This window comes from Thermus caliditerrae (genome assembly GCF_021462525.1).
In the GTDB taxonomy this organism is placed as follows: domain Bacteria; phylum Deinococcota; class Deinococci; order Deinococcales; family Thermaceae; genus Thermus; species Thermus caliditerrae.
Genome location: NZ_JAKEDT010000023.1, coordinates 1 through 18214, shown reverse-complemented (window position 1 = coordinate 18214; position 18214 = coordinate 1). Strand labels below are relative to the sequence as shown.

Here is an 18214-nt window from a genome sequence, read left to right as displayed (position 1 = left end):
TCACCTGTGCCCCCCAGCGGCCAGGGCTTCCCGGAACCAGGAGGGTACCTCCTTGCCGAAGCGCCGTTCCGCAAAGGCTTGGGCGAAGGCCCCGTAGTTCCCCCGCCGGATGGCCTCCTTGGCTCCCTCGGTGAGGCGGTGGAGGTAGCGCAGGTTGTGCAGGGAAAGGAGGATGCCGCCCAGCATCTCCCCGGCGCGCACCAGGTGGGCTAGGTAGGCGCGGCTGTAGGTCTGGCAGGTGTAGCAGTCGCAGTCCTCTTCCAGGGGCTTCGGGTCTTCCAGGAAGCGGGCGTTTTTCAGGTTCAGGCGCCCTTCCGGCACCAGGGCGCTTCCGAAGCGGCCGGTGCGGGTGGGGTAGACGCAGTCGAAGAGGTCCACCCCCAGGCCCATGGCCGCCACCAGGTCCTCGGGGTGGCCCACCCCCATGAGGTAGCGGGGGCGGTCCTCCGGGAGGATTTCCGTGGAGAGGGCCACCATGGGGAACATGGCCTCCTTGGGTTCCCCCACGGCCAAGCCCCCGATGGCGTAGCCGGGAAGGTCAAAGCGGGCGGTTTCCCGGGTGGAAAGGGCCCTAAGTTCCGGGTCCGTCCCCCCTTGGGCGATGCCGAAGAGGGCCTGGTCGGGGCGGGTCTTGGCCTTCAGGCTCCGCTCCAGCCAGCGCAGGGTGCGCTCCAGGGAGGCTTTCAGGTACTCCCGTGGGGAAGGGTAAGGCGGGCACTCGTCAAAGGCCATGATGAAGTCCGCCCCCAAGGCCTCCTGCACCGCAATGCTCCTTTCCGGGGTGAGCCGCACCAGGCTCCCGTCCAGATGGCTCTGGAAGACCACGCCTTCCTCGTCGATGCGCCGGAGGTGCCCCAGGCTCATCACCTGGAAGCCCCCGGAGTCCGTGAGCCAGGGGCCCCGCCACCCGGCGAAGCCGTGGAGGCCCCCGAGGGCCTTGACCCTCTCGGGCCCGGGCCGCAGGAGGAGGTGGTAGGTGTTGGCCAGGAGCACCTGGCTGCCGATGGCCTTTAGGTCCTTGGGCAGGAGGCCCTTCACCGAACCCTGGGTGCCCACGGGCATGAAAAGGGGGGTTTCCACGGGGCCGTGGGGGGTTTGCAGGCGGCCTACCCGGGCCCGCCCTGCCTGGGCGAGGATCTGAAAGCGGAAGGGCTCCATTAGCTCCCGAAGCGCCGCTCTATGTAGTCTTCCACCAGGGCCAGGAAGTCCTCGGCGATCCTTTCCCCTTTAAGGATGGTGAGGAGCTTGCCGTCGGCATAGACCGGGGCCTTGGGCTCCTCCCCCGCCCCCGGCAGGGAGATGCCGATGTGGGCATGGCGGCTCTCCCCAGGGCCGTTGACCACGCACCCCATCACCGCCACCTTCAGGCCCTCCACCCCGGGGTACTTGGCCCGCCACTCGGGGAGCTTGGCCCTGAGGTGGGCGTTCACCTCCTCGGCCAGCTCCTGGAAGAAGGTGCTGGTGGTGCGGCCGCACCCCGGACAGCTGGTCACCTCGGGGGTGAAGGCGCGCAGGCCTAGGGCCTGGAGGATCTCCTGGGCCACCTCCACCTCCCGGGTGCGGGGCTCGCCCGGGGCGGGGGTCAGGGAGACCCGGATGGTGTCCCCGATGCCCTCCAGGAGCAAAGGGGCCAAGGCGGCGGCGCTGGCCGCGATCCCCTTCACCCCCATCCCCGCCTCGGTGAGGCCCAGGTGCAGGGGGGCCCGGGTGCGCCGGGCCAGCTCCCGGTAGACCCACACCAGGTCGGGGGCCTTGGACACCTTGGTGGAGAGGACGATCCGGTCCTCCCCTAGGCCCAGCTCCAGGGCGGCCTCATAGCCCCGCACGGCGCTTTCCACTAGGGCCTCCAGGAGGACCTCGTGGGCGCTTTTGGGCTCGGGCCTCCTGGCGTTTTGGTCCATGAGCTCGGTGAGGAGGGCGGGGTCCAGGCTTCCCCAGTTGGCCCCGATGCGCACGGGCTTGCCCAGGTCCTTGGCGATCTCCACCATCTCCCGAAAGTGCTCGTCCTTGTGCCGCCCCCGGCCCAGGGTGCCGGGGTTCAGGCGGAACTTGTCCAGGGCCTCGGCCATCTTGGGGTACTTCCGGAGGAGCAGGTGGCCGTTGAAGTGGAAGTCCCCCACCAGGGGCACCTCCGCTCCCTCCCCCAGGAGTCTTTCCTTGATCTTTGGCACCGCCTGGGCCGCCGCCTCGTCGTTCACCGTGAGGCGGACGAGCTCGCTTCCTGCACGAAAGAGGGCCAGGACCTGGGCCACCGTGGCCTCCACGTCCGCGGTGGGGGTGTTGGTCATGGACTGGACGGCGATGGGGTGGGCGCTTCCCAGGGGAACGCGTCCCACCCATACCGTGGGGGTAGGGCGTCTCATCCCACCCATGGTAGCGGAGAGGGGGCGTTCTCGTCTGGGTATTGGCCTGCTATTCCAGCTCCATCCCCATCACGTGGTACCCCGCGTCCACGTAGACCACCTCTCCCGTGATGCCGCTTGCGAGGGGGGAGAGGAGGAAGAGGCCCAGGTTCCCCACCTCCTCCTGGGTAATGTTGCGCTTCAGGGGGGCCACTTGGGCCACGCGGTCGTACATCTTCATGAAGCCGGGGATGCTCCTTGCGGCCACGGTGCGCACGGGCCCCGCGGAGATGGCGTTCACCCTGACCCCCTTGGGGCCGAGCTCGTAGGCCAGGTAGCGGACGCTTGTTTCCAGGGCCGCCTTGGCGATGGCCATCACGTTGTACTTGGGCACCACCTTCTCGCTGGCGTAGTAGGTGAGGGTCACGATGCCCCCGCCCTCCCTTAGGAGGGCTTCCGCCCTTTGGGCCGCGGCCACCAGGGAGTAGGCGGAGACCTCGAGGGCCAGAAGCCAGTCCTGCCGCCGGGTGTCCAGGTAGCGCCCCTCCATGGCCTCCCTTGGGGCGAAGGCGATGGCGTGGACCAGGTAGTCCAGATGCCCCCAGGCTTCCCCAATGCCCGCAAAGAGCCGGTCCAGCTCCTCATCCCGGGTTACGTCCGCTTGGAAGGTGAGGGCCCCTAGGGGGGCGGCAAGCCGCTCCACTTCCTCCTTGAGCCTCTCCCCCTGGTAGCTGAAGGCCAGCTCCACCCCTGCCTGGTGGAGCTTTTCTGCGATGGCGTAGCCCAGGCTCCTTTGGTTGGTAACCCCCATGACCAGGGCCTTTTTTCCAGAAAGGTCCAGGGTGAGCATGGGGGGATTATACTTGAGGCTCGCGGTTTCGGGATGGGGAGGCCGTCCGTAAAAAGGCCTTTGGGGCTGATGCCAGCCCCTTCCGCTTCCCCATGGCTAGGGTTTTTCTTACCCCACCCTCTCGGGGAAGGCCTCCTGGTACCGGACGAGCCAAGCGTTCAAGGAGGCCGGGGACACCCCGCGGATGGCTTCCACCCTTCCGTTCCACTCCAGGACCACGCCCGCGGTGGGGCTTCCCACCAGCTCGGCGATCTTCTGTGCCGCTTCCGGGTCCTGGCGGGCGTTCACGAACTCAAAGGGAATGCCCTTCTGGGCCAGGAACATCTTCACGATCTCGCAGGGGCCGCACCCGGGGATGCCGTAGAGCCGAACCATACCCCTCCATGGTAACAGAAGGCCCCCGGAGTGCCCTGGGAGTATAGGGCAGGTGGCGGAAAAAACCCACTATATCCTGCAGGTGGGCCCTAAAGGGCGGGTGGTCCTGCCCGCGGAGGTACGGCGGCCCTGGGCCTCCAGGAAGAGGACCGGCTGGTGGCCCGCCTCCGGGAGGACGGCACCCTGGAGCCTCTGAGCTTCCGCGAGGTGGCCCGGCGGGTCCGGAGCTTCTACAAGGACTTGGTCCCCCCAGGAGTAAGCCTGGTGGAGGAACTCATCCGGGAAAGGTGGAGGGAGATGGTGCGCTGATATCGCCCCACCCGACCTCGTCAGGGTAGGGGCCCCGGTGCAGGGGTGTGTGCGGCTTTTTGAGGGCACGAGAGGCACTTTAGAATGGGCCCCATGCGCCTAGTGGACCGCCACCCCGAGGTGGACCTGGAGAAGCTCCTTGCGCGTTTTGTTCCCCCGCCCCGCTTCCGGGGGGCCAGTTTCGCCGCCTACCGCCCCGATCCCCGCTACCCTTCCCAGGCCCTGGCCAAGGAGCGCCTGCGACGATGGGTTAAGGACCGCCCCCGGGGCCTCTTCCGTCCGAGGCTCCCCGGGCCCCAGGGGATTTACCTGGACGGGGGCTTCGGGGTGGGGAAGACCCACCTCCTGGTGGCCGCCTACCTGGAGGCCCCCGCGCCCAAGGCCTTCCTCACCTTTGAGGAGCTCACCTACGCCCTGGGCCTCATGGGCCTAAGGGAAGGGGCCAGGCGCTTTGCCGCTTTGCGCTACCTCTTCCTGGACGAGTTCGAGCTGGATGACCCAGGGAACGCCCAGATGATCAGCCACTTCCTGGCCCTCACCATGGAGCGGGGCCTTAGGGTGGCCACCACCTCCAATACCCCGCCTGGGGCCCTAGGGGAAGGGCGGTTCAACGCCGAGCAGTTTAGGCACCAGATCCAAAGCCTGGCCCGGCGCTTCGCCGTGGAGCGCATAGATGGGGAGGATTACCGCCACCGCGACCCCGGGCGCTACCCCGAACCCCTCTCCGAGGAGGCCCTCCTGGCCCGCTACCGGGAAGACCCTAGGCCCAAGACCCTGGACGCTTTCCCCGAGCTTCTGGCCCACCTGCGCACCCTCCATCCCATCCGCTACCGCTACCTCCTGGAGGGGGTGGAGGCGGTCTACCTCCTGGGCCTCGAGCCTATCCCCGACCAGAACGACGCCCTGCGCTTCGTGCACTTCGTGGACCAAGTGTACAACCTGGGGGTGGACCTCCGGGCCTCGGGGGCGCCCTTGAGGGAGATCTTCCCCGAGAGCTACCGCCACGGGGCCTTCGCCAAAAAGTACGGGCGGGCCCTTTCCCGGCTGGCGGAGCTTTTGGGGTAGCATGGGGGCATGGAGCTCTCAGAAAGGCTCTCGGAGCTGGCCCAGGCCCTTTCCCAGGCCAGCGCGGCGGTGGGGATCCTCGAGGCCATCGAGGAGGTGTTGGACGAGTACCAAGACGGGGAGCTCTCCCTGGAAGAGGCCATGGAGGAGATCCAGGGCCTGGTGGAGGAGTTCCAAGCGGTGCGGGCCCTTTCCGAGATGACCCCGGAGGAGCTTATGGCCCTGGCCGGGGAGGAAGAGGAGGAAGAAGAAGGGGGCTTGAGGTCTTAATGAAGCTCACGGCCATCGTCCTGGACTCGGTGGGCCTGGGGTATCTACCGGATGCCCCTCTTTTCGGGGACGAGGGGGCGGACACCCTGGACCACACCGTTTTGAAGACCGGGGTGGAGCTTCCCCACCTGGCGGCCTTGGGCCTGGGGTGGGTTCCTGGGGTCCACACCCTGCCCCGGCCCAAGCCCCACGGGGCCTTTGGCCGCATGCGGGAGGTGAACCCCGGCAAGGACACCACCACCGGGCACTGGGAGTTCGTGGGGGTGCACCTGGAAAGGCCTTTCCGCACCTACCCCGAGGGCTTTCCCGAGGAGCTCCTTAGGGCGTGGGCGGAGGCCATCGGGGTGGGGGGGTGGCTCCTGAACCGGCCCTACTCCGGCACCGAGGCCATCCGGGACTACGGGGAGGCCCACCTGAAGACGGGGTTTCCCATCGTCTACACCTCCGCGGACAGCGTCTTCCAGGTGGCGGCCCACCTGGAGGTGGTGCCCCTGGAGGCGCTTTACCGGTGGTGCCAGGTGGCCCGGGAAATGCTTTTGGGCGAGCACCAGGTGGCCCGGGTCATCGCCCGGCCCTTCGCCGGGGAGCCCGGGAACTTTTACCGGCGGGAGGATTTGCGGAAGGACTTCGCCTTGGAACCCCCCAGGAATGTTCTGGACCTTCTGAAGGAGGGGGGCCTCGAGGTGGTGGGGGTGGGGAAGATCCCCGACATCTACGCAGGGCGGGGCTTCACCCGGGAGGTGAAGACGGTGGACAACCGCGACGGCCTGGAGAAGACCCTTTCCCTCATGCAAGAGCCCTTCTCCGGCCTCGTCTTCACCAACCTGGTGGACTTTGACGCCAAGTACGGCCACCGCCGGGACCCAGAGGGGTACGCCCGGGCCCTCAAGGAGGTGGACGATTTCCTCCCCCGGCTCCTCGAGGCCCTGGGCCCCGAGGACCACCTCTTTTTGGTCTCCGACCACGGCAACGACCCCACCTTCTTCGGCACCGACCACACAAGGGAGTACGGCATGCTCCTCTGGGTGGGGCCGGGGGTGGAGGGGGATTTGGGTACCCGGGAGAGTTTTGCGGATCTGGGGGCCACCTGGGCCAAGCTTTTTGGGCTTCCCTGGGAGGGCCCTGGAAAAAGCCTCCTTTAGGCCATGCCCTTCACCTGGCGCGACCTCTTGGACATCCTCCTGGTGGCGGTCCTCTTTTACTCCCTCCACCGCCTCCTCTCCGGCACCCGGGCCCTGAACCTGGTGCGGGGGGTTCTGGTCTACCTGGCGGTCTGGTTTTTGGCGAGCCTCCTGGGGCTTTCCACCCTTTCCTGGCTCTTGGGCAACGCCGCCACCCTGGGGGCCTTCGCCCTGATCGTGGTCTTCCAGCCGGAGCTCAGGGGGCTTTTGGAGCGCATCGGTCGGGCGCAGGGGCCCAGGGCGCCTTCCCTGGCCCTGGAGGAGCTGCTTTTGGGCCTTTCCCGGCTTTCCGAACGGCGCTACGGGGCCATCCTGGCCCTGGAGAGGCGCACCCCCCTGGGGGAGTATGCGGCCACGGGGGAGATCCTCGAGGCCCGGCTTTCCGCCAGGCTTCTGCAGACGGTCTTCTACCCCGGCACCCCCCTGCACGACGGCGGGGCCATCCTGCGGGGGGACCGGCTCTTCGCCGCAGGGTGCGTCTTTCCCCTCTCCGAGGCCCGGATGGGCCTGGGCACCCGGCACCGGGCGGCCTTGGGGCTTTCCGAGGTTTCTGATGCCCTGGTGATCGTGGTGAGCGAGGAAACGGGGGCCATAAGGCTGGCGGAGGGGGGAAGGCTTTCCCCGCCCATGAGCCTCGAGGCCCTGAGGGAAAAGCTCAAGGAGGTGCTCCGTGCGTGACTGGGGGAGCTTTCTCCTGGCCCTTTTGGCGGCTGTGGCCGTCTGGTACTCCCTAAGGGAGAGGGCTCCGGTGGTGGAGCGGGCGGTGAGCGTGCCCCTGCAGGTGGTGGGCTTGGGGGAGGAGCGCACGGCGGAAGGGGTGCCCAAGGAGGTCATGTTGCGCTTAAGGGGGCCGGCCCCCCTGGTGGAGGGGGCCAGGCTCCCCGTTTCCGCCTACCTGGACCTCTCCGGGGCGGAGGGGGCCTTCGCCCGGGAGGTGCGGGTGGCCGTGCCCCAGGGGGTAGAGGTCCTGGAGATCCGCCCTGCCCGGGTGGAGGGCCGGGTGGAGGCCATCCTCACCCGCACCCTTCCGGTGGAGGTTCTTTCCCAAGGGGCATGGGTGGAAACCCAGCCCGCCTTTGTGGAGGCCAAGGGGCCGCGGAGCCAGGTGGAGGAGGCGGTGGCCGCGGTGGGCCTGGACCTGGGAGGGGAGGCGGTGGGCCTCACCGCCTTCGGTCCCCGGGGTCCCCTCCTGGGGGTGGAACTTGCCCCCCGGGAGGTGCGGGTGGTGCAGCGGGAGGCTCCCCTCTTCCGCAAGGAAGTGGCCGTGGTCCTCAGGCCCCCGGTGGGCCTCAAGGTGCTGGACTATGCCCCCAAGACCGTGGAGGTGGTAGGACCCAAAGAGGCCTTGGAAGGGCTAGACGAGGTAGAGGCCAGGCCCCAAGGGGGCTTCCGCCCAGGGGAAGTCGCCGGGCCCTGGCTTTTGCAGCTTCCCCCGGGGGTGTGGGTTTTGGGTCAGGTTTCGGGTAGGGTGCGGCTTGCGCTAGAATAGCAAGGATGATCTACCCCATCCGCCTCTACGGGGACCCGGTGCTGCGCCGGCGGGCGCGGCCGGTGCAGGATTTTTCCGGGATCAAAAAGCTCGCCGAGGACATGCTGGAGACGATGTTTGAAGCCCGGGGGGTGGGCCTGGCCGCGCCCCAGATTGGGCTTTCTGAGCGCCTTTTCGTGGCGGTGGAGTACGCCGATGAGCCCGAGGGAGAGGAAAGGCCCCTACGCGACCTGGTGCGCCAGGTCTACGTGGTGGCCAACCCGGTGATCACCCACCGGGAAGGGGAGGTGGAGGGGCTGGAAGGGTGCCTCTCCCTCCCTGGCCTCTATGCTGAGGAGGTACCCCGGGCGGAGCGGATCCGGGTGGAATACCAGGACGAGGAGGGGAGGCCCCGCGCCCTGGAGCTGGAGGGGTATATGGCCCGGGTCTTCCAGCACGAGATGGACCACCTGGACGGTATCCTCTTCTTCGAGCGCCTGCCCAAGGCCAAGCGGGAGGCCTTCCTGGAGGAAAACCGGGCGGAGCTGGCCCGGATGCAGAAGGAGGCCAGGGCCCTTTTAAAGGAGCTCTCCCGGGGATGAGGGTGGCCTTCTTCGGCACGCCCGCCTGGGCGGTGCCGGTATTGGATGCCCTGGGCCGCCACCACCAGGTGGTCCTGGTGGTCACCCAGCCGGATAGGCCCAAGGGCCGGGGCCTGAAGCCCGCTCCCAGTCCGGTGGCGGAGTACGCCTTGGCCCACGGGCTTCCCCTTCTGAAGCCCGAACGCCTTAAGGGAAACCGGGAGTTTCTGGAGGCCTTCAAGGCTGTGGCCCCGGAGGTGGCGGTCACCGCCGCTTACGGCAAGATCCTGCCCAAGGAGGTCCTCGAGGTGCCCCCTTGGGGTTTTCTCAACCTCCACCCCTCCCTCCTCCCCAAGTACCGCGGCCCCGCCCCCGTGCAGTGGGCCCTCATCCGGGGGGAGAAGGAAACGGGAGTGGCCATCATGCGGACCGAGGAGGGCCTGGATACCGGGCCCCTCTACGCGGTCTTCCGCACGGAGATCGGCCCCGACGAGGACGCGGTGGCCCTTTCCGAACGCCTTCGGGACAAGGGGATAGAGCTTCTCCTTTGGACCCTGGAAAACCTCCCCCACCTCACCCCCACCCCCCAGGAAGGGGAGGCTTCCTACGCCCCCCTCCTCACCAAGGAGGAGGGGCGCATCCGCTTCGCCGAAAGCGCCCAAGCCATCTACAACCGCCACCGGGGGGTGCAGCCCTGGCCGGGGAGCTACTTCTTCCACGGAGGGAAGCGGGTGAAGGTCCTCAGGATGCGCCCCGAGCCGGGTTCGGGGGAGCCTGGGGTGGTGCTGGGGGTGGACCGGGAGGGGGTCTTGGTGGGCACGGGGGAAGGGCTTATCCGGCTTCTGGAGGTCCAGCCTGAAGGGAAGCGGCCCATGCCCGCCGCCGACTGGGCCCGGGGGTATGGGGTGGGGCCGGGCACCCGGTTGGAATAGGTCTTCTCGGCGGGACCACTCCCCTTCCTGGGGTGGGGCCCCCGTCGGGACTTGCGCCCCGACGGGGTACCTAGAACTCCTCGTCCCACTCCACGATGGTTTCGCTGGTCAGGGTGGTGGCAGGCCGTTCCTCCGTGGGCACCACTTCCACCCCCCGCTCCCGGAGGAGGCCGAACTGGGCGGCGATACCCCTTAGGCCTGCCCCAGCGAAGGCCACCACCAGGAAGGCGGAAAGCCCCCAAGCCAGGTAGGGGGCCAGGGCTTGGGCCACGGAGAGGTTGGCCAGAACCCCTAAAGCGGGTAGCCCGCCATACTCGGCCAGGATAGAACCCAGATAGGAGAGCCCCTCGGCCACGATGGGGAGCACCAGGAAGAGGAAGGCTAGCCCCAGGAGGTTCCAGTAGACGTTGCGTCCGCCAAAGGTGAGGCGGATTAGGTACAAGGGAAAGAACGCCAAGGCTCCGGCCAGGAGGAAGAAGACCGCCCGGGGAATACCCAAGAGCAGGAATTGGGTTTGAACCTGAAGGGCGTGCCAGGGGCCGAGGGTACCCCCCAGCAGGCGCTCTTCAATCTCCTGAATTTCCCCCAGAAGCACGGTGAAGTCTACCGTCCGCAGACCCACGGCGTTCTGCGTGGTCAAGAAAAGGCGGTCGGCGCGTTCGGCCAGCTCTGGGGCGTAGGCCCCTACCACGGGGTAGATCTTGAGGCGGTAGCGGCTGTAGGCGTAGCTGAGCTGGGCTTTGGCGCGCTGATATTGTCCCGTTTCCGCATAGAGCTGGGCCTGCGCCAGGCTGCTGCGCACCTCGTCCAGAAGGTCCAGCCAGTTCACCAGGCTGGGAATGGCCAGCCGCAGGAGGGCCTCACCCACCCGCTGGCCCACCTCTGGGTTCAGGCGGAGCAGGCTGGTTTCCTCTCGGATCTCCTGGGGCAGGACCGTTTCCGCCAGGCGTACCTGGCTGGAGGATGGAGCGGGGGACGGGGCCGAGGGTGCTGGGGTGGGAGTGGGCGTAGGTGCGGCAACGGTGGGTGCTGGGGTGGGAGCTGGAGGTTGCGAGGGGGCAGGGGATGGCGAAGGTGGAGGTGAGGCTGGGGAAGCCGCAAGGCTCTTCCGCCAAGCGGCCACCTTTTCCCGGAGGGCCTGGACGTCTGGACGGAAGTTTTCCCCACCCGAAATCTTGGCCAAGGCCTGGACGAACTCCTGGGCTTTGAGGGTGCTTTGCGGGCTGTCTTGGATCACCAGGAAGCGGGCGTAGGCCCGGACCAGGGACAGGTAGGCCTCCGGGCGGGAGGGAGCGGCGAGGGCCCGGTTTAAATCCTCCGCCATGAGCTGGAGGTAAGACGATTCCAAGCGGCGGCGGGCCTCTTCCGGGGAGAGGTTCTGCACCCCCTGGACCCGCGCGGGATCCAGGCCTGTGGCCCGGGAAAGGCGGGCCAGGTAAGCGGTCTTCTCCCCGCTTGGAGCCTGGAAGAAACCATCGTAAAGGGCTTTACCCACCAGGTGGCGCACCAGGAGGAGGCGGGCCTCGAGGTCCGCCCGGCTCTTCCTTAGCACCGCCTGCCGCGCCTCCTGGAGGTTGGTGACCGCCGCATCCCGGAGAACCGGGGGAAGCCCTTGCCCCTCCTGGCGGAGGAGGCTTTGCGCCCGGTCCAGGGCGGCGGTGGCCTGGGCGGGCTCCTCCAGGCGCACCCGTGTGAGGGCCTCTTCCAGGCGGTCGTACACCTGGGGCAAGGGTGCGGCCAAAGCCGTGAGGCCGAAGAGAACCAGGGAAAGCCATCCTCTCATCCACCAACCTCCGCTACCGACACGAGCCGCCTCAGGGCGTGGAGCAGGCGGCCGATGTTGCTCTCCTTCCGGGCCACAAGGCCCACATACCCCTGGGCCAGGGGTCTGAGGACCACCACGCTCTTCTCCAACACCGCGTAGAAGACGCCGTACCCCTGGCGCAGGAGGAGGAGATGGGCCAGGTGGAGGGGCGCGGGTTCCCCGGCGAAGAGCTCCTCCTTGCCCCCTGATCCCACCACCATCACCCCCGTGACCCCCTCCAGGCGGGCTAGCCGCCGGGCGAGGGCCTGCCGGGCGGCGGGGTCCTCGAGGTCCACCGCTTCCTGAAGAGCCTCCTCCCCTTCTTCCTCCTGGGCCTCGGTGTCCACCTCGGGAACGCTTAGGCTCTTGAGCTCTCGCACCAAAGCCTTGAGCTCTGGGGGCATCTCCCGGAAGGGAAGAAGGCGGGTGAGCTCCGGCCAAACCGCCTCCTCTATGGCCTGGGCCCAGGCCTGGGGCGTCCGTGGGGACCTCTGGGCCACCGCCTTGGCCACCAGGCCCTCCGCGGCCCTGGGGGAGATATAGCGGCTAAGGATTTGCAAGAGGCTTTCCTCCATAAAGACACCCAGGGGCTTGCCAATCTGCCCCTCAGAGTGTACCATAACCTCTGCCCGAGGGATCGGGCGTCCGCCGCTGGGGTGTCGTCTAACGGCAGGACAGCGGACTCTGGATCCGCCGGTCGTGGTTCGAGTCCACGCACCCCAGCCAAACTTTGGCCCCATCGACTAGTGGTTAGGTCACCGCCCTTTCAAGGCGGCGGCGGGGGTTCGAATCCCCCTGGGGTCACCAAACGCAGTCCGAGCCGCACATGGCCCCATCGTCTAGAGGCCTAGGACACGGCCCTCTCAAGGCCGAGACGGGGGTTCGAATCCCCCTGGGGTCACCAAAAGCGGCTCGGATTGCCTTTTGGTCCCTTGACGATAGACCTGAGGTTCCGGCAGACTGGGTTCGCTTTATACCCCCTCCCGGTATGGAGGGGTGCTAGGCTAAAGACACAGGAGGCGAGCATGGAGTTCACCCTTACCGGGCTTGCGGGAAGCGGGGAAAAGGAGGAGCGGTACGACGTGGTCATCATCGGCGGGGGGCCTGCGGGCCTCACCGCGGGGATTTACGCCGGACGGGCCCAGCTTAAGACCGTCATCCTGGAAAAAGGCCTTCCCGGGGGGCAGATCGCCCAGACCGACGAGGTGGAAAACTACCCGGGCTTTCCCGAGGGCATCTCCGGGCCAGAGCTGGCGGGCCGCATGGTGCAACAGGCGGAGAAGTTCGGCGCCCGCATCGTTATGGATGAGGTGCTGGGCATCGAGCGGGAGGGGGAGGGCTTCTTGGTCCGGGGCTTTGAGCGCTCCTACCCCGCCCGGGCGGTGATCATCGCCACCGGGGCCAATCCCAGGAAGCTGGGGGTGCCCGGAGAGGAAAAGTTCTATGGCCGCGGGGTATCCACCTGCGCCACCTGTGACGGCTTCTTCTACCGGGACAAGGAGGTGGTGGTGGTGGGCGGGGGTGATGCCGCGGTGGAGGAGGGGCTTTTCCTCACCAAGTTCGCCCGCAAGGTCACCCTGGTCCACCGCCGGGACGAGCTGAGGGCCAACAAGGTGGCTCAGGCCCGGGCTTTCCAGAACCCTAAGATGCACTTCCTCTTCTCCCATATCGTCACCGAGGTCCTGGGGGAGGACCAGGTCACGGGGGTCAGGCTTAAGAACCTGAAGACGGGTGATGAGTACGTCTACCCCACGGATGGAGTCTTCGTCTTCATCGGCCACGAACCCAACACCGCCTTCCTCAAAGGGGTGGTGGAGCTTAGGCTGGACGGCTACGTGGCCGTGCAGGACGAGGTCTTCACCTCGGTGCCCGGCATCTTCGCCGCTGGAGATGTGGCCGACCCCATCTACCGCCAGCTCACCACCAGCGTGGGGGCGGGCACCCGGGCGGCCATGATGGCTGAGCGCTACCTGGCGGAGGCCCTCGAGGCGGTGAAGGGCTAGCCTCCTCGGGAGGGGGTTTCCTGGCGCCCTTGCGCCCCTTCCTCCTGGCCCTCGGGCTCCTCGCTTGGGCTCTGGGCCTGGCCCAGACCCTCTACCTGCCCCTGGACGACCGCCCCCCCAACTGGGCCCCCTGCGGGTGGGGCCTTGTCCTTTGCCCGCCTGAGGAAGCCTACCGGGGACCCGAGGGGGCGGATCTTCCCCGGCTCAGGACCTGGCTCCTGGCCACCTCAGGGGAGCGCCTGGTGGCCAGCCTGGACGCCCTGGCCTACGGGGGGCTCCTCCAGAGCCGCCACCTCCCCCTCCCTCCCGGGGATGCCCTGGCCCGCCTTGGCCCCCTCCTCTCTTGGAAGGTGCGCCATGGGGGCGAGCTCCTCCTCTTCGGGGTGGTGCCCCGCTGGGACGCCACCCAAAGGGGGCGTAACCTGGAGGTCCTACGGGCCTTGACCCCCTGGGCGGCCCTGCCAGGCATTCACTTGGAAGCGGTGTGGGACGACGCGGTGCGGGGCTCCCCCGCGCCCCGAGAGGCCCGGGGCCTCCCCTACCCTAGCCGCCCTGGGGCGGACGAGGCGGGGCAGGTCCTCCTCCTAAGGGCCCTGCGGCCGGGCCTAAGGGTGGCGGTGGCCTACGAGGAGGCAGTCCTGGCCGAGAGGGTTACCCCCTACGAAGGCCTTCCCCTGCGGGAAACGGTGGCGGGGCTTTTGCGGAGCGCTGGGGCGCGGGAGGTGGCCTTGGGGGAGGGACCGGACCTGGTCCTCTACGCCTACGGGGGAGGGAACCCCAGGGAGGCGGTCTTGGCCCTGATGGCCCTCATGCGCCGCTTTCCCGTGGCCCTGGCGGACCTCTCCCGGGTGAACCGGGGGGACCCCGGCCTTATGGCCTACCTTCAAGGCTTAGGGCTTTACGGGCGGCTTGCCGCCTATGCCGCCTGGGGTACCCCCGCCAACAACCTGGGGAGCGCCCTGGCCCAGGGGGGGCTTTTCCTGGAAGAACCTCAGGGACGCCTGGAGCGGCTCGCTGAAGCCTACTTCGCTTACTGGTGGGGAGAAGTGGGCCGACCTTGGGTGCGGGTTCGTTTTCCTGAGCCCTTGCCCGCGGAGGCCCAAGGGGTAACGGCCCTTTGGCCCTACCTGGAGCTGGAGGGGTACCGGGTGGGCCTCGAGGCCCTCTCCTTCCCCTGGCAGCGGTCGTTTGAGGCCTGGGGCTTCTTGCGCAAGCTCCCCCACTCCGGCGCTGTGGATCTGCTAAAATAGCCCCCATCATGACCCCCGAGGTGCTGGAGCTAAGGCGCCTCCAGGCCCTGACCGAGGCCTGGCGCCTCCTGGCCCCTTTAGAGCACCCGGAGGAGGTCTATCAGACGGTGGTGAAAGCGGCCAAAAGGGCCACTCGAGCGGTTTCCGTGCTCTTTTTTCTCTACCGCAAGGAGGAAGGCGTCTTAGAGTTGGTGGCCGCCGAGGGCCCTTCGCGCTGCTGGGTAGGGGTGCGGCTCCCCCCGGGTAAGGGTATTTCTTGGAAAGTGCTGAAGCAGGCGGAGCCCCTCTATGTCCCGGACGTGAGCCAGGAACCTCAGGCGGTCTTCCTTTCCGGCCCTCCCCAGCCAGGGCCCTACCTGGGGGTGGCCGTGCGGGATCCTGGGGGGGCTCCCATAGGGGTCCTTTCCATGGACACCGTGGGGGGTGTCGGGGAAATCCTGCCGGAGGAGCGCTTCTGGATCCAGGCCTTGGCGGAGGCAGCGGGGGTGGTGCTTTCCCGCATAGAAGCCTTGGAGCGCGCCCGGGCGGAAGCGGAGCGGGCCCAGGCCCTTTTGGACCTCTCCCTGGCCCTGGAGAGCGCCCGGGAGCCCTTTTCCATGGCTCAGGAGGCCCTGGATACCCTCCTCCGCCTCACCCCTTACCATGCGGGGGCGCTGTACCTTTTCCAGGAAGGAAGGGTGCGCCCAGCGGTCATCTCCGGGCGTTACCCTTCGGGCTTTCCACGGCTTTACGAGAAGCACCCCATCCGCTTCGGGGATGGGCTTCTGGGACATCCGAAGCTTTGGGAGGGTCCGGTGTACGTGGAGGACTACCCCCGCTTCCCTGGAGCCCTGAAGCCCTTTGCGGAAAGCGGCCTCAAGTCGGCCCTTCTGGTTCCCCTGAAGCCGGAGGGGCGGCGGTACGGGGTGCTGGCCCTGGGTTCCTTCGGCGAAGAGGTACCCTACCGGCCGGAGGACGAAGGGGTCTTGAAGCTGGTGGCCAAGCGGCTGGAGGAGGCCCTAGAACGGCTTTTTGCCCTCCACACGCTTCGGACTACGCGCGAGGCTGCCCTCAAGGCCCTCTCCCGGGTCCTAGAGTACCGGGACCTCGAGACCAAGGGACACACCGACCGGGTGGCGGAGCTTTCCGTGCGGCTGGGGCAGGCCTTGGGCTTTCCGGACCTCGAGGGCCTCCGCCTGGGCGCCTACTTCCACGACCTGGGCAAGCTGGCCTTGCCCGACGAGATCCTGCGCAAGCCCGCGGCCCTTTCCACCGGGGAGTGGCGGGTGGTGAAGACCCACCCGGAGGTGGGCCTGGAGATCCTGAAAAGCCTCCCCTTCCTCCCCCAGGCAGCCCTCCACGTGGTCCTCTACCACCACGAGCGCTGGGACGGCTCGGGCTACCCCCGGGGGCTTAAGGGGGAGGAGATCCCCCTCGAGGCCCGCATCTTCGCCGTGGTGGACGTATACGATGCCCTTCTCTCCGAGCGCCCCTACAAGCGGGCCTGGACCCCAGAGGAAGCGAAGAAGGAGCTCCGGGCCCAGGCGGGCAGGAGCCTGGACCCGGAGGTGGTGGAAGCCTTTTTGGGTTTGCTGGAGGATGGATAGCCCTCTTGGAAGGCCCGCTTCACTCCACGGTGACGCTCTTGGCCAGATTGCGGGGCTGGTCCACATCCCGCCCCAGAAGGACGGCGGCCTCGTAGGCCAAAAGCTGCAGGGGCACCACGCTCACGATGGGGGCGAGGAGGGGGTGGACCTCGGGGAGGTAGACCGCGTCCTGGGCCAGCTTGCCGATTTCCTCATCCCCTTCCGTGGCCAGGGCGATCACCTTCCCGCCCCGGGCCCGCACCTCCTGAATGTTGGAGAGGGTCTTCTCGTAAAGGGGGCCCTTCGTGGCCAGGACCACCACGGGCAGGTGCTCGTCGATGAGGGCGATGGGCCCGTGCTTCATTTCCCCTGCAGGGTAGGCTTCCGCATGGATGTAGCTGATCTCCTTCAGCTTCAAGGCCCCCTCGTAGGCGGTAGGGGCCTGCACGTGCCGCCCCAGGAAGAGGAAGTCCTGGGCCTGGTGGTACTTCTCGGCGATGTGGGCGATGAGGGGCCGCTTCTCCAGGACCTCTTCCACCAGGCGGGGAAGCCGGCGCATCTCCCGGATCAGGGCCTGCGCCGCTTCCCGGCCGAGGGTTCCCCGGGCCCGGCCGAAGCGCACGGCCAGCAGGGCCATGGCCGCCAGCATGGCGGTGTAGGCCTTGGTGGAGGCCACTCCGATCTCGGGTCCCGCGTGGATGTAGAGGACGTCCTCCACCTCCCGGGTGATGCTGGAACCCTTGGCGTTGATGACCCCGAGGGTTCGCGCCCCCTTGCGCTTGGCCTCGCGCACGCCCTCCAGGGTGTCGATGGTTTCCCCCGACTGGCTGATGGCGATGGCCAGGGTTTTAGAGTCCGCCACAGGGTCCCGGTAGCGGTACTCGCTGGCCACGTCCCACTCCGTGGGGATGCGGGCCAGGGCTTCCAAGAGGTACTTCCCGTACCAGCCCGCGTAGGCGGCGGTGCCGCAGGCGATCACGTGGATGCGGTCGATGGCGAGGGGGTCCAGGCCAAGGCCAAGCTCCACATCCCCTTCCTCCTCCCTGAGGCGCCCTCCCAGGGTGTTTTCCAGGACCCAGGGTTGCTCGTAGATTTCCTTGAGCATGTAGTGGGGGAAGCCCCCCTTCTCGGCGGCCTCGAGGGTCCAGTCGATCTCTACGGCTTCCCGCTCGAGGGGGTTGCCCTGAAGGTCACTGACCTCCACCCCCTCCCGGGTGATGCGGGCCAGGTCCCCGTCGTGCAGGAAGATGACCCGGCGGGTGTAGGGCAAGAGGGCGGGCACGTCCGAGGCCAGGAAGCTTTCCCCTTCTCCCAAACCGATCACCAGGGGGCTCACCGTGCGGGCGGCCACGATCTCCTGGTGGTCCTCGTGCGCCACCACCACCGCATAGGCTCCCCGCACCTCCTTTAGGGCCTCCCGCAGGGCTTGAAACAGGTCGCCCTGGTACTTTTCCTCCACCAGGTGGGCCAGGACCTCGCTGTCGGTTTCCGAAGCGAACCGGTGCCCCCGGGCCTTCAAGGCTTCTTTGAGCTCCAGGTAGTTCTCGATGATGCCGTTGTGGATCACGGCAATCCGGCCGTCCTCCGTGGTGTGGGGGTGGGCGTTGGGGTCGGTGGGGGCCCCGTGGGTGGCCCAGCGGGTGTGGCCGATGCCCAAAGGGCCCTCCAAGCGCTCCTCCTTAAGAGCGCTTTCCAGAGCGGAGAGCTTCCCCGAGCGCTTGACCACCTTAAGCCCCGCCGGGGTGCGCACCGCCACCCCGGCGGAGTCGTACCCCCGGTACTCCAGCCTCCTAAGCCCGTCGATCAGCACATCCGTGGCGTTGCGAAAGCCCACGTACCCAACGATTCCGCACATGTTCTCTCCCGAAAGAGCCCCTAGGGGGCTCCGACCGCACCTCATCTCGAACGCCCTGCCCTTCGGTTGTCCCCTTGGGGGCTTTCCCGTTGGGCTTTGCTCAGGCGGGCGGGGCGGGCACACCCCGGGCGGCATCCGCGGATTCCCTCGACCTTTCCCGGCCCTAGCCGGTTATCCCCTTGCGGGGTCCGCCACCTCGTCAGGCCTTTTCGGCCCCCTGCGCTTCCCGCCTTCCTGGAAACTTTTCGCTGCAGCCTCTCACCTCCCGCGGGCAAGTATAGCAAAGCTAAAGGCCAAGCTGAGCTCCCCCTTTGAGTTCAGACAAAATGGGGCTGTATGAGGAGCTTGCCGTTTGGACCGGAGG

Annotated in this window: 18 protein-coding genes and 3 tRNA genes; 14 read left to right on the top strand and 7 right to left on the bottom strand. The window is 67.8% G+C overall.

Going from position 1 to position 18214, the window contains the following annotated elements; all coding sequences use genetic code 11:
- The 4 genes from tgt to L1088_RS10755 all read right to left on the bottom strand — a co-directional run bounded on the left by tgt (position 1) and on the right by L1088_RS10755 (position 3567).
- Positions 1–1158, bottom strand: coding sequence for a tRNA guanosine(34) transglycosylase Tgt (tgt, locus tag L1088_RS10770; protein ID WP_234555050.1), 1158 nt, complete (start codon positions 1156–1158; stop codon positions 1–3).
- Positions 1158–2363, bottom strand: coding sequence for a flavodoxin-dependent (E)-4-hydroxy-3-methylbut-2-enyl-diphosphate synthase (ispG, locus tag L1088_RS10765; protein WP_438948068.1), 1206 nt, complete (start codon positions 2361–2363; stop codon positions 1158–1160). Before ispG ends, tgt begins: the two co-directional genes overlap by 1 nt.
- A gap of 49 nt (positions 2364–2412) precedes the next feature.
- Positions 2413–3192, bottom strand: a complete 780-nt coding sequence (locus L1088_RS10760; protein ID WP_234555046.1) for an enoyl-ACP reductase FabI — start codon at positions 3190–3192, stop codon at positions 2413–2415.
- Between the two features lie 108 nt (positions 3193–3300).
- A complete protein-coding gene (locus tag L1088_RS10755) occupies positions 3301–3567 on the bottom strand; it encodes a glutaredoxin family protein (protein WP_234555044.1) in 267 nt (88 codons plus the stop codon).
- 156 nt (positions 3568–3723) lie between these two features.
- Here L1088_RS10755 and L1088_RS10750 point away from each other — a divergent pair, with 156 nt between their 5' ends.
- From L1088_RS10750 to fmt, 8 genes are all read left to right on the top strand, one after another.
- On the top strand, positions 3724–3876 hold the full coding sequence (locus tag L1088_RS10750) for a hypothetical protein (RefSeq protein ID WP_234555042.1): 153 nt from the start codon (positions 3724–3726) through the stop codon (positions 3874–3876).
- Positions 3877–3969: 93 nt separating this feature from the next.
- Positions 3970–4941 carry a cell division protein ZapE gene (zapE, locus tag L1088_RS10745; RefSeq protein ID WP_234555040.1) on the top strand — a complete coding sequence of 324 codons (972 nt, stop codon included), beginning with the start codon at positions 3970–3972 and terminating at the stop codon, positions 4939–4941.
- Between the two features lie 9 nt (positions 4942–4950).
- Positions 4951–5211: a hypothetical protein gene (locus tag L1088_RS10740; protein WP_038040989.1), complete on the top strand. Its 261-nt coding sequence runs from the start codon at positions 4951–4953 to the stop codon at positions 5209–5211.
- Positions 5211–6353 (top strand): phosphopentomutase, encoded by a 1143-nt coding sequence (locus tag L1088_RS10735; RefSeq protein ID WP_234555039.1) that lies wholly within the window; start codon positions 5211–5213, stop codon positions 6351–6353. Before L1088_RS10740 ends, L1088_RS10735 begins: the two co-directional genes overlap by 1 nt.
- Before the next feature lie 3 nt (positions 6354–6356).
- Positions 6357–7070 (top strand): diadenylate cyclase CdaA, encoded by a 714-nt coding sequence (gene cdaA, locus L1088_RS10730; protein WP_038040987.1) that lies wholly within the window; start codon positions 6357–6359, stop codon positions 7068–7070.
- Positions 7063–7881, top strand: coding sequence for a CdaR family protein (locus tag L1088_RS10725; protein ID WP_234555038.1), 819 nt, complete (start codon positions 7063–7065; stop codon positions 7879–7881). Before cdaA ends, L1088_RS10725 begins: the two co-directional genes overlap by 8 nt.
- Positions 7882–7886: 5 nt before the next feature.
- Positions 7887–8462 carry a peptide deformylase gene (gene def / locus L1088_RS10720; RefSeq protein WP_135260623.1) on the top strand — a complete coding sequence of 192 codons (576 nt, stop codon included), beginning with the start codon at positions 7887–7889 and terminating at the stop codon, positions 8460–8462.
- The gene (gene fmt, locus L1088_RS10715; protein ID WP_234555037.1) at positions 8459–9373 is read left to right on the top strand and encodes a methionyl-tRNA formyltransferase; all 915 of its coding nucleotides are present in this window, start codon (positions 8459–8461) and stop codon (positions 9371–9373) included. The genes def and fmt overlap by 4 nt, the downstream gene beginning before the upstream one ends.
- Positions 9374–9443: 70 nt before the next feature.
- On the opposite strand, the gene L1088_RS10710 is transcribed toward fmt, so the two are convergent.
- Positions 9444–11156 carry a hypothetical protein gene (locus L1088_RS10710; protein ID WP_234555036.1) on the bottom strand — a complete coding sequence of 571 codons (1713 nt, stop codon included), beginning with the start codon at positions 11154–11156 and terminating at the stop codon, positions 9444–9446.
- Positions 11153–11752 (bottom strand): hypothetical protein, encoded by a 600-nt coding sequence (locus L1088_RS10705; protein ID WP_234555035.1) that lies wholly within the window; start codon positions 11750–11752, stop codon positions 11153–11155. The genes L1088_RS10710 and L1088_RS10705 overlap by 4 nt, the downstream gene beginning before the upstream one ends.
- A 77-nt stretch (positions 11753–11829) precedes the next feature.
- On the opposite strand from L1088_RS10705, the gene L1088_RS10700 reads away from it, so the two are divergent.
- From L1088_RS10700 to L1088_RS10675, 6 genes are all read left to right on the top strand, one after another.
- A tRNA-Gln gene (locus tag L1088_RS10700) sits at positions 11830–11903 on the top strand.
- A gap of 6 nt (positions 11904–11909) precedes the next feature.
- Positions 11910–11984: transfer RNA gene (locus L1088_RS10695), tRNA-Glu, on the top strand.
- A gap of 21 nt (positions 11985–12005) precedes the next feature.
- Positions 12006–12081: transfer RNA gene (locus tag L1088_RS10690), tRNA-Glu, on the top strand.
- Between the two features lie 121 nt (positions 12082–12202).
- Positions 12203–13180, top strand: a complete 978-nt coding sequence (trxB, locus tag L1088_RS10685; RefSeq protein WP_234555034.1) for a thioredoxin-disulfide reductase — start codon at positions 12203–12205, stop codon at positions 13178–13180.
- A 29-nt stretch (positions 13181–13209) separates the two neighbouring features.
- The gene (locus L1088_RS10680) at positions 13210–14430 is read left to right on the top strand and encodes a DUF4127 family protein (RefSeq protein WP_234555033.1); all 1221 of its coding nucleotides are present in this window, start codon (positions 13210–13212) and stop codon (positions 14428–14430) included.
- Between the two features lie 8 nt (positions 14431–14438).
- Entirely contained in the window at positions 14439–16016 is a 1578-nt protein-coding gene (locus L1088_RS10675) for an HD domain-containing phosphohydrolase (RefSeq protein ID WP_234555031.1), read from the top strand.
- 19 nt (positions 16017–16035) lie between these two features.
- Here L1088_RS10675 and glmS read toward each other — a convergent pair whose 3' ends face one another.
- Positions 16036–17850 carry a glutamine--fructose-6-phosphate transaminase (isomerizing) gene (gene glmS, locus L1088_RS10670; protein WP_234555029.1) on the bottom strand — a complete coding sequence of 605 codons (1815 nt, stop codon included), beginning with the start codon at positions 17848–17850 and terminating at the stop codon, positions 16036–16038.
- Positions 17851–18214: the final 364 nt, after the last annotated feature.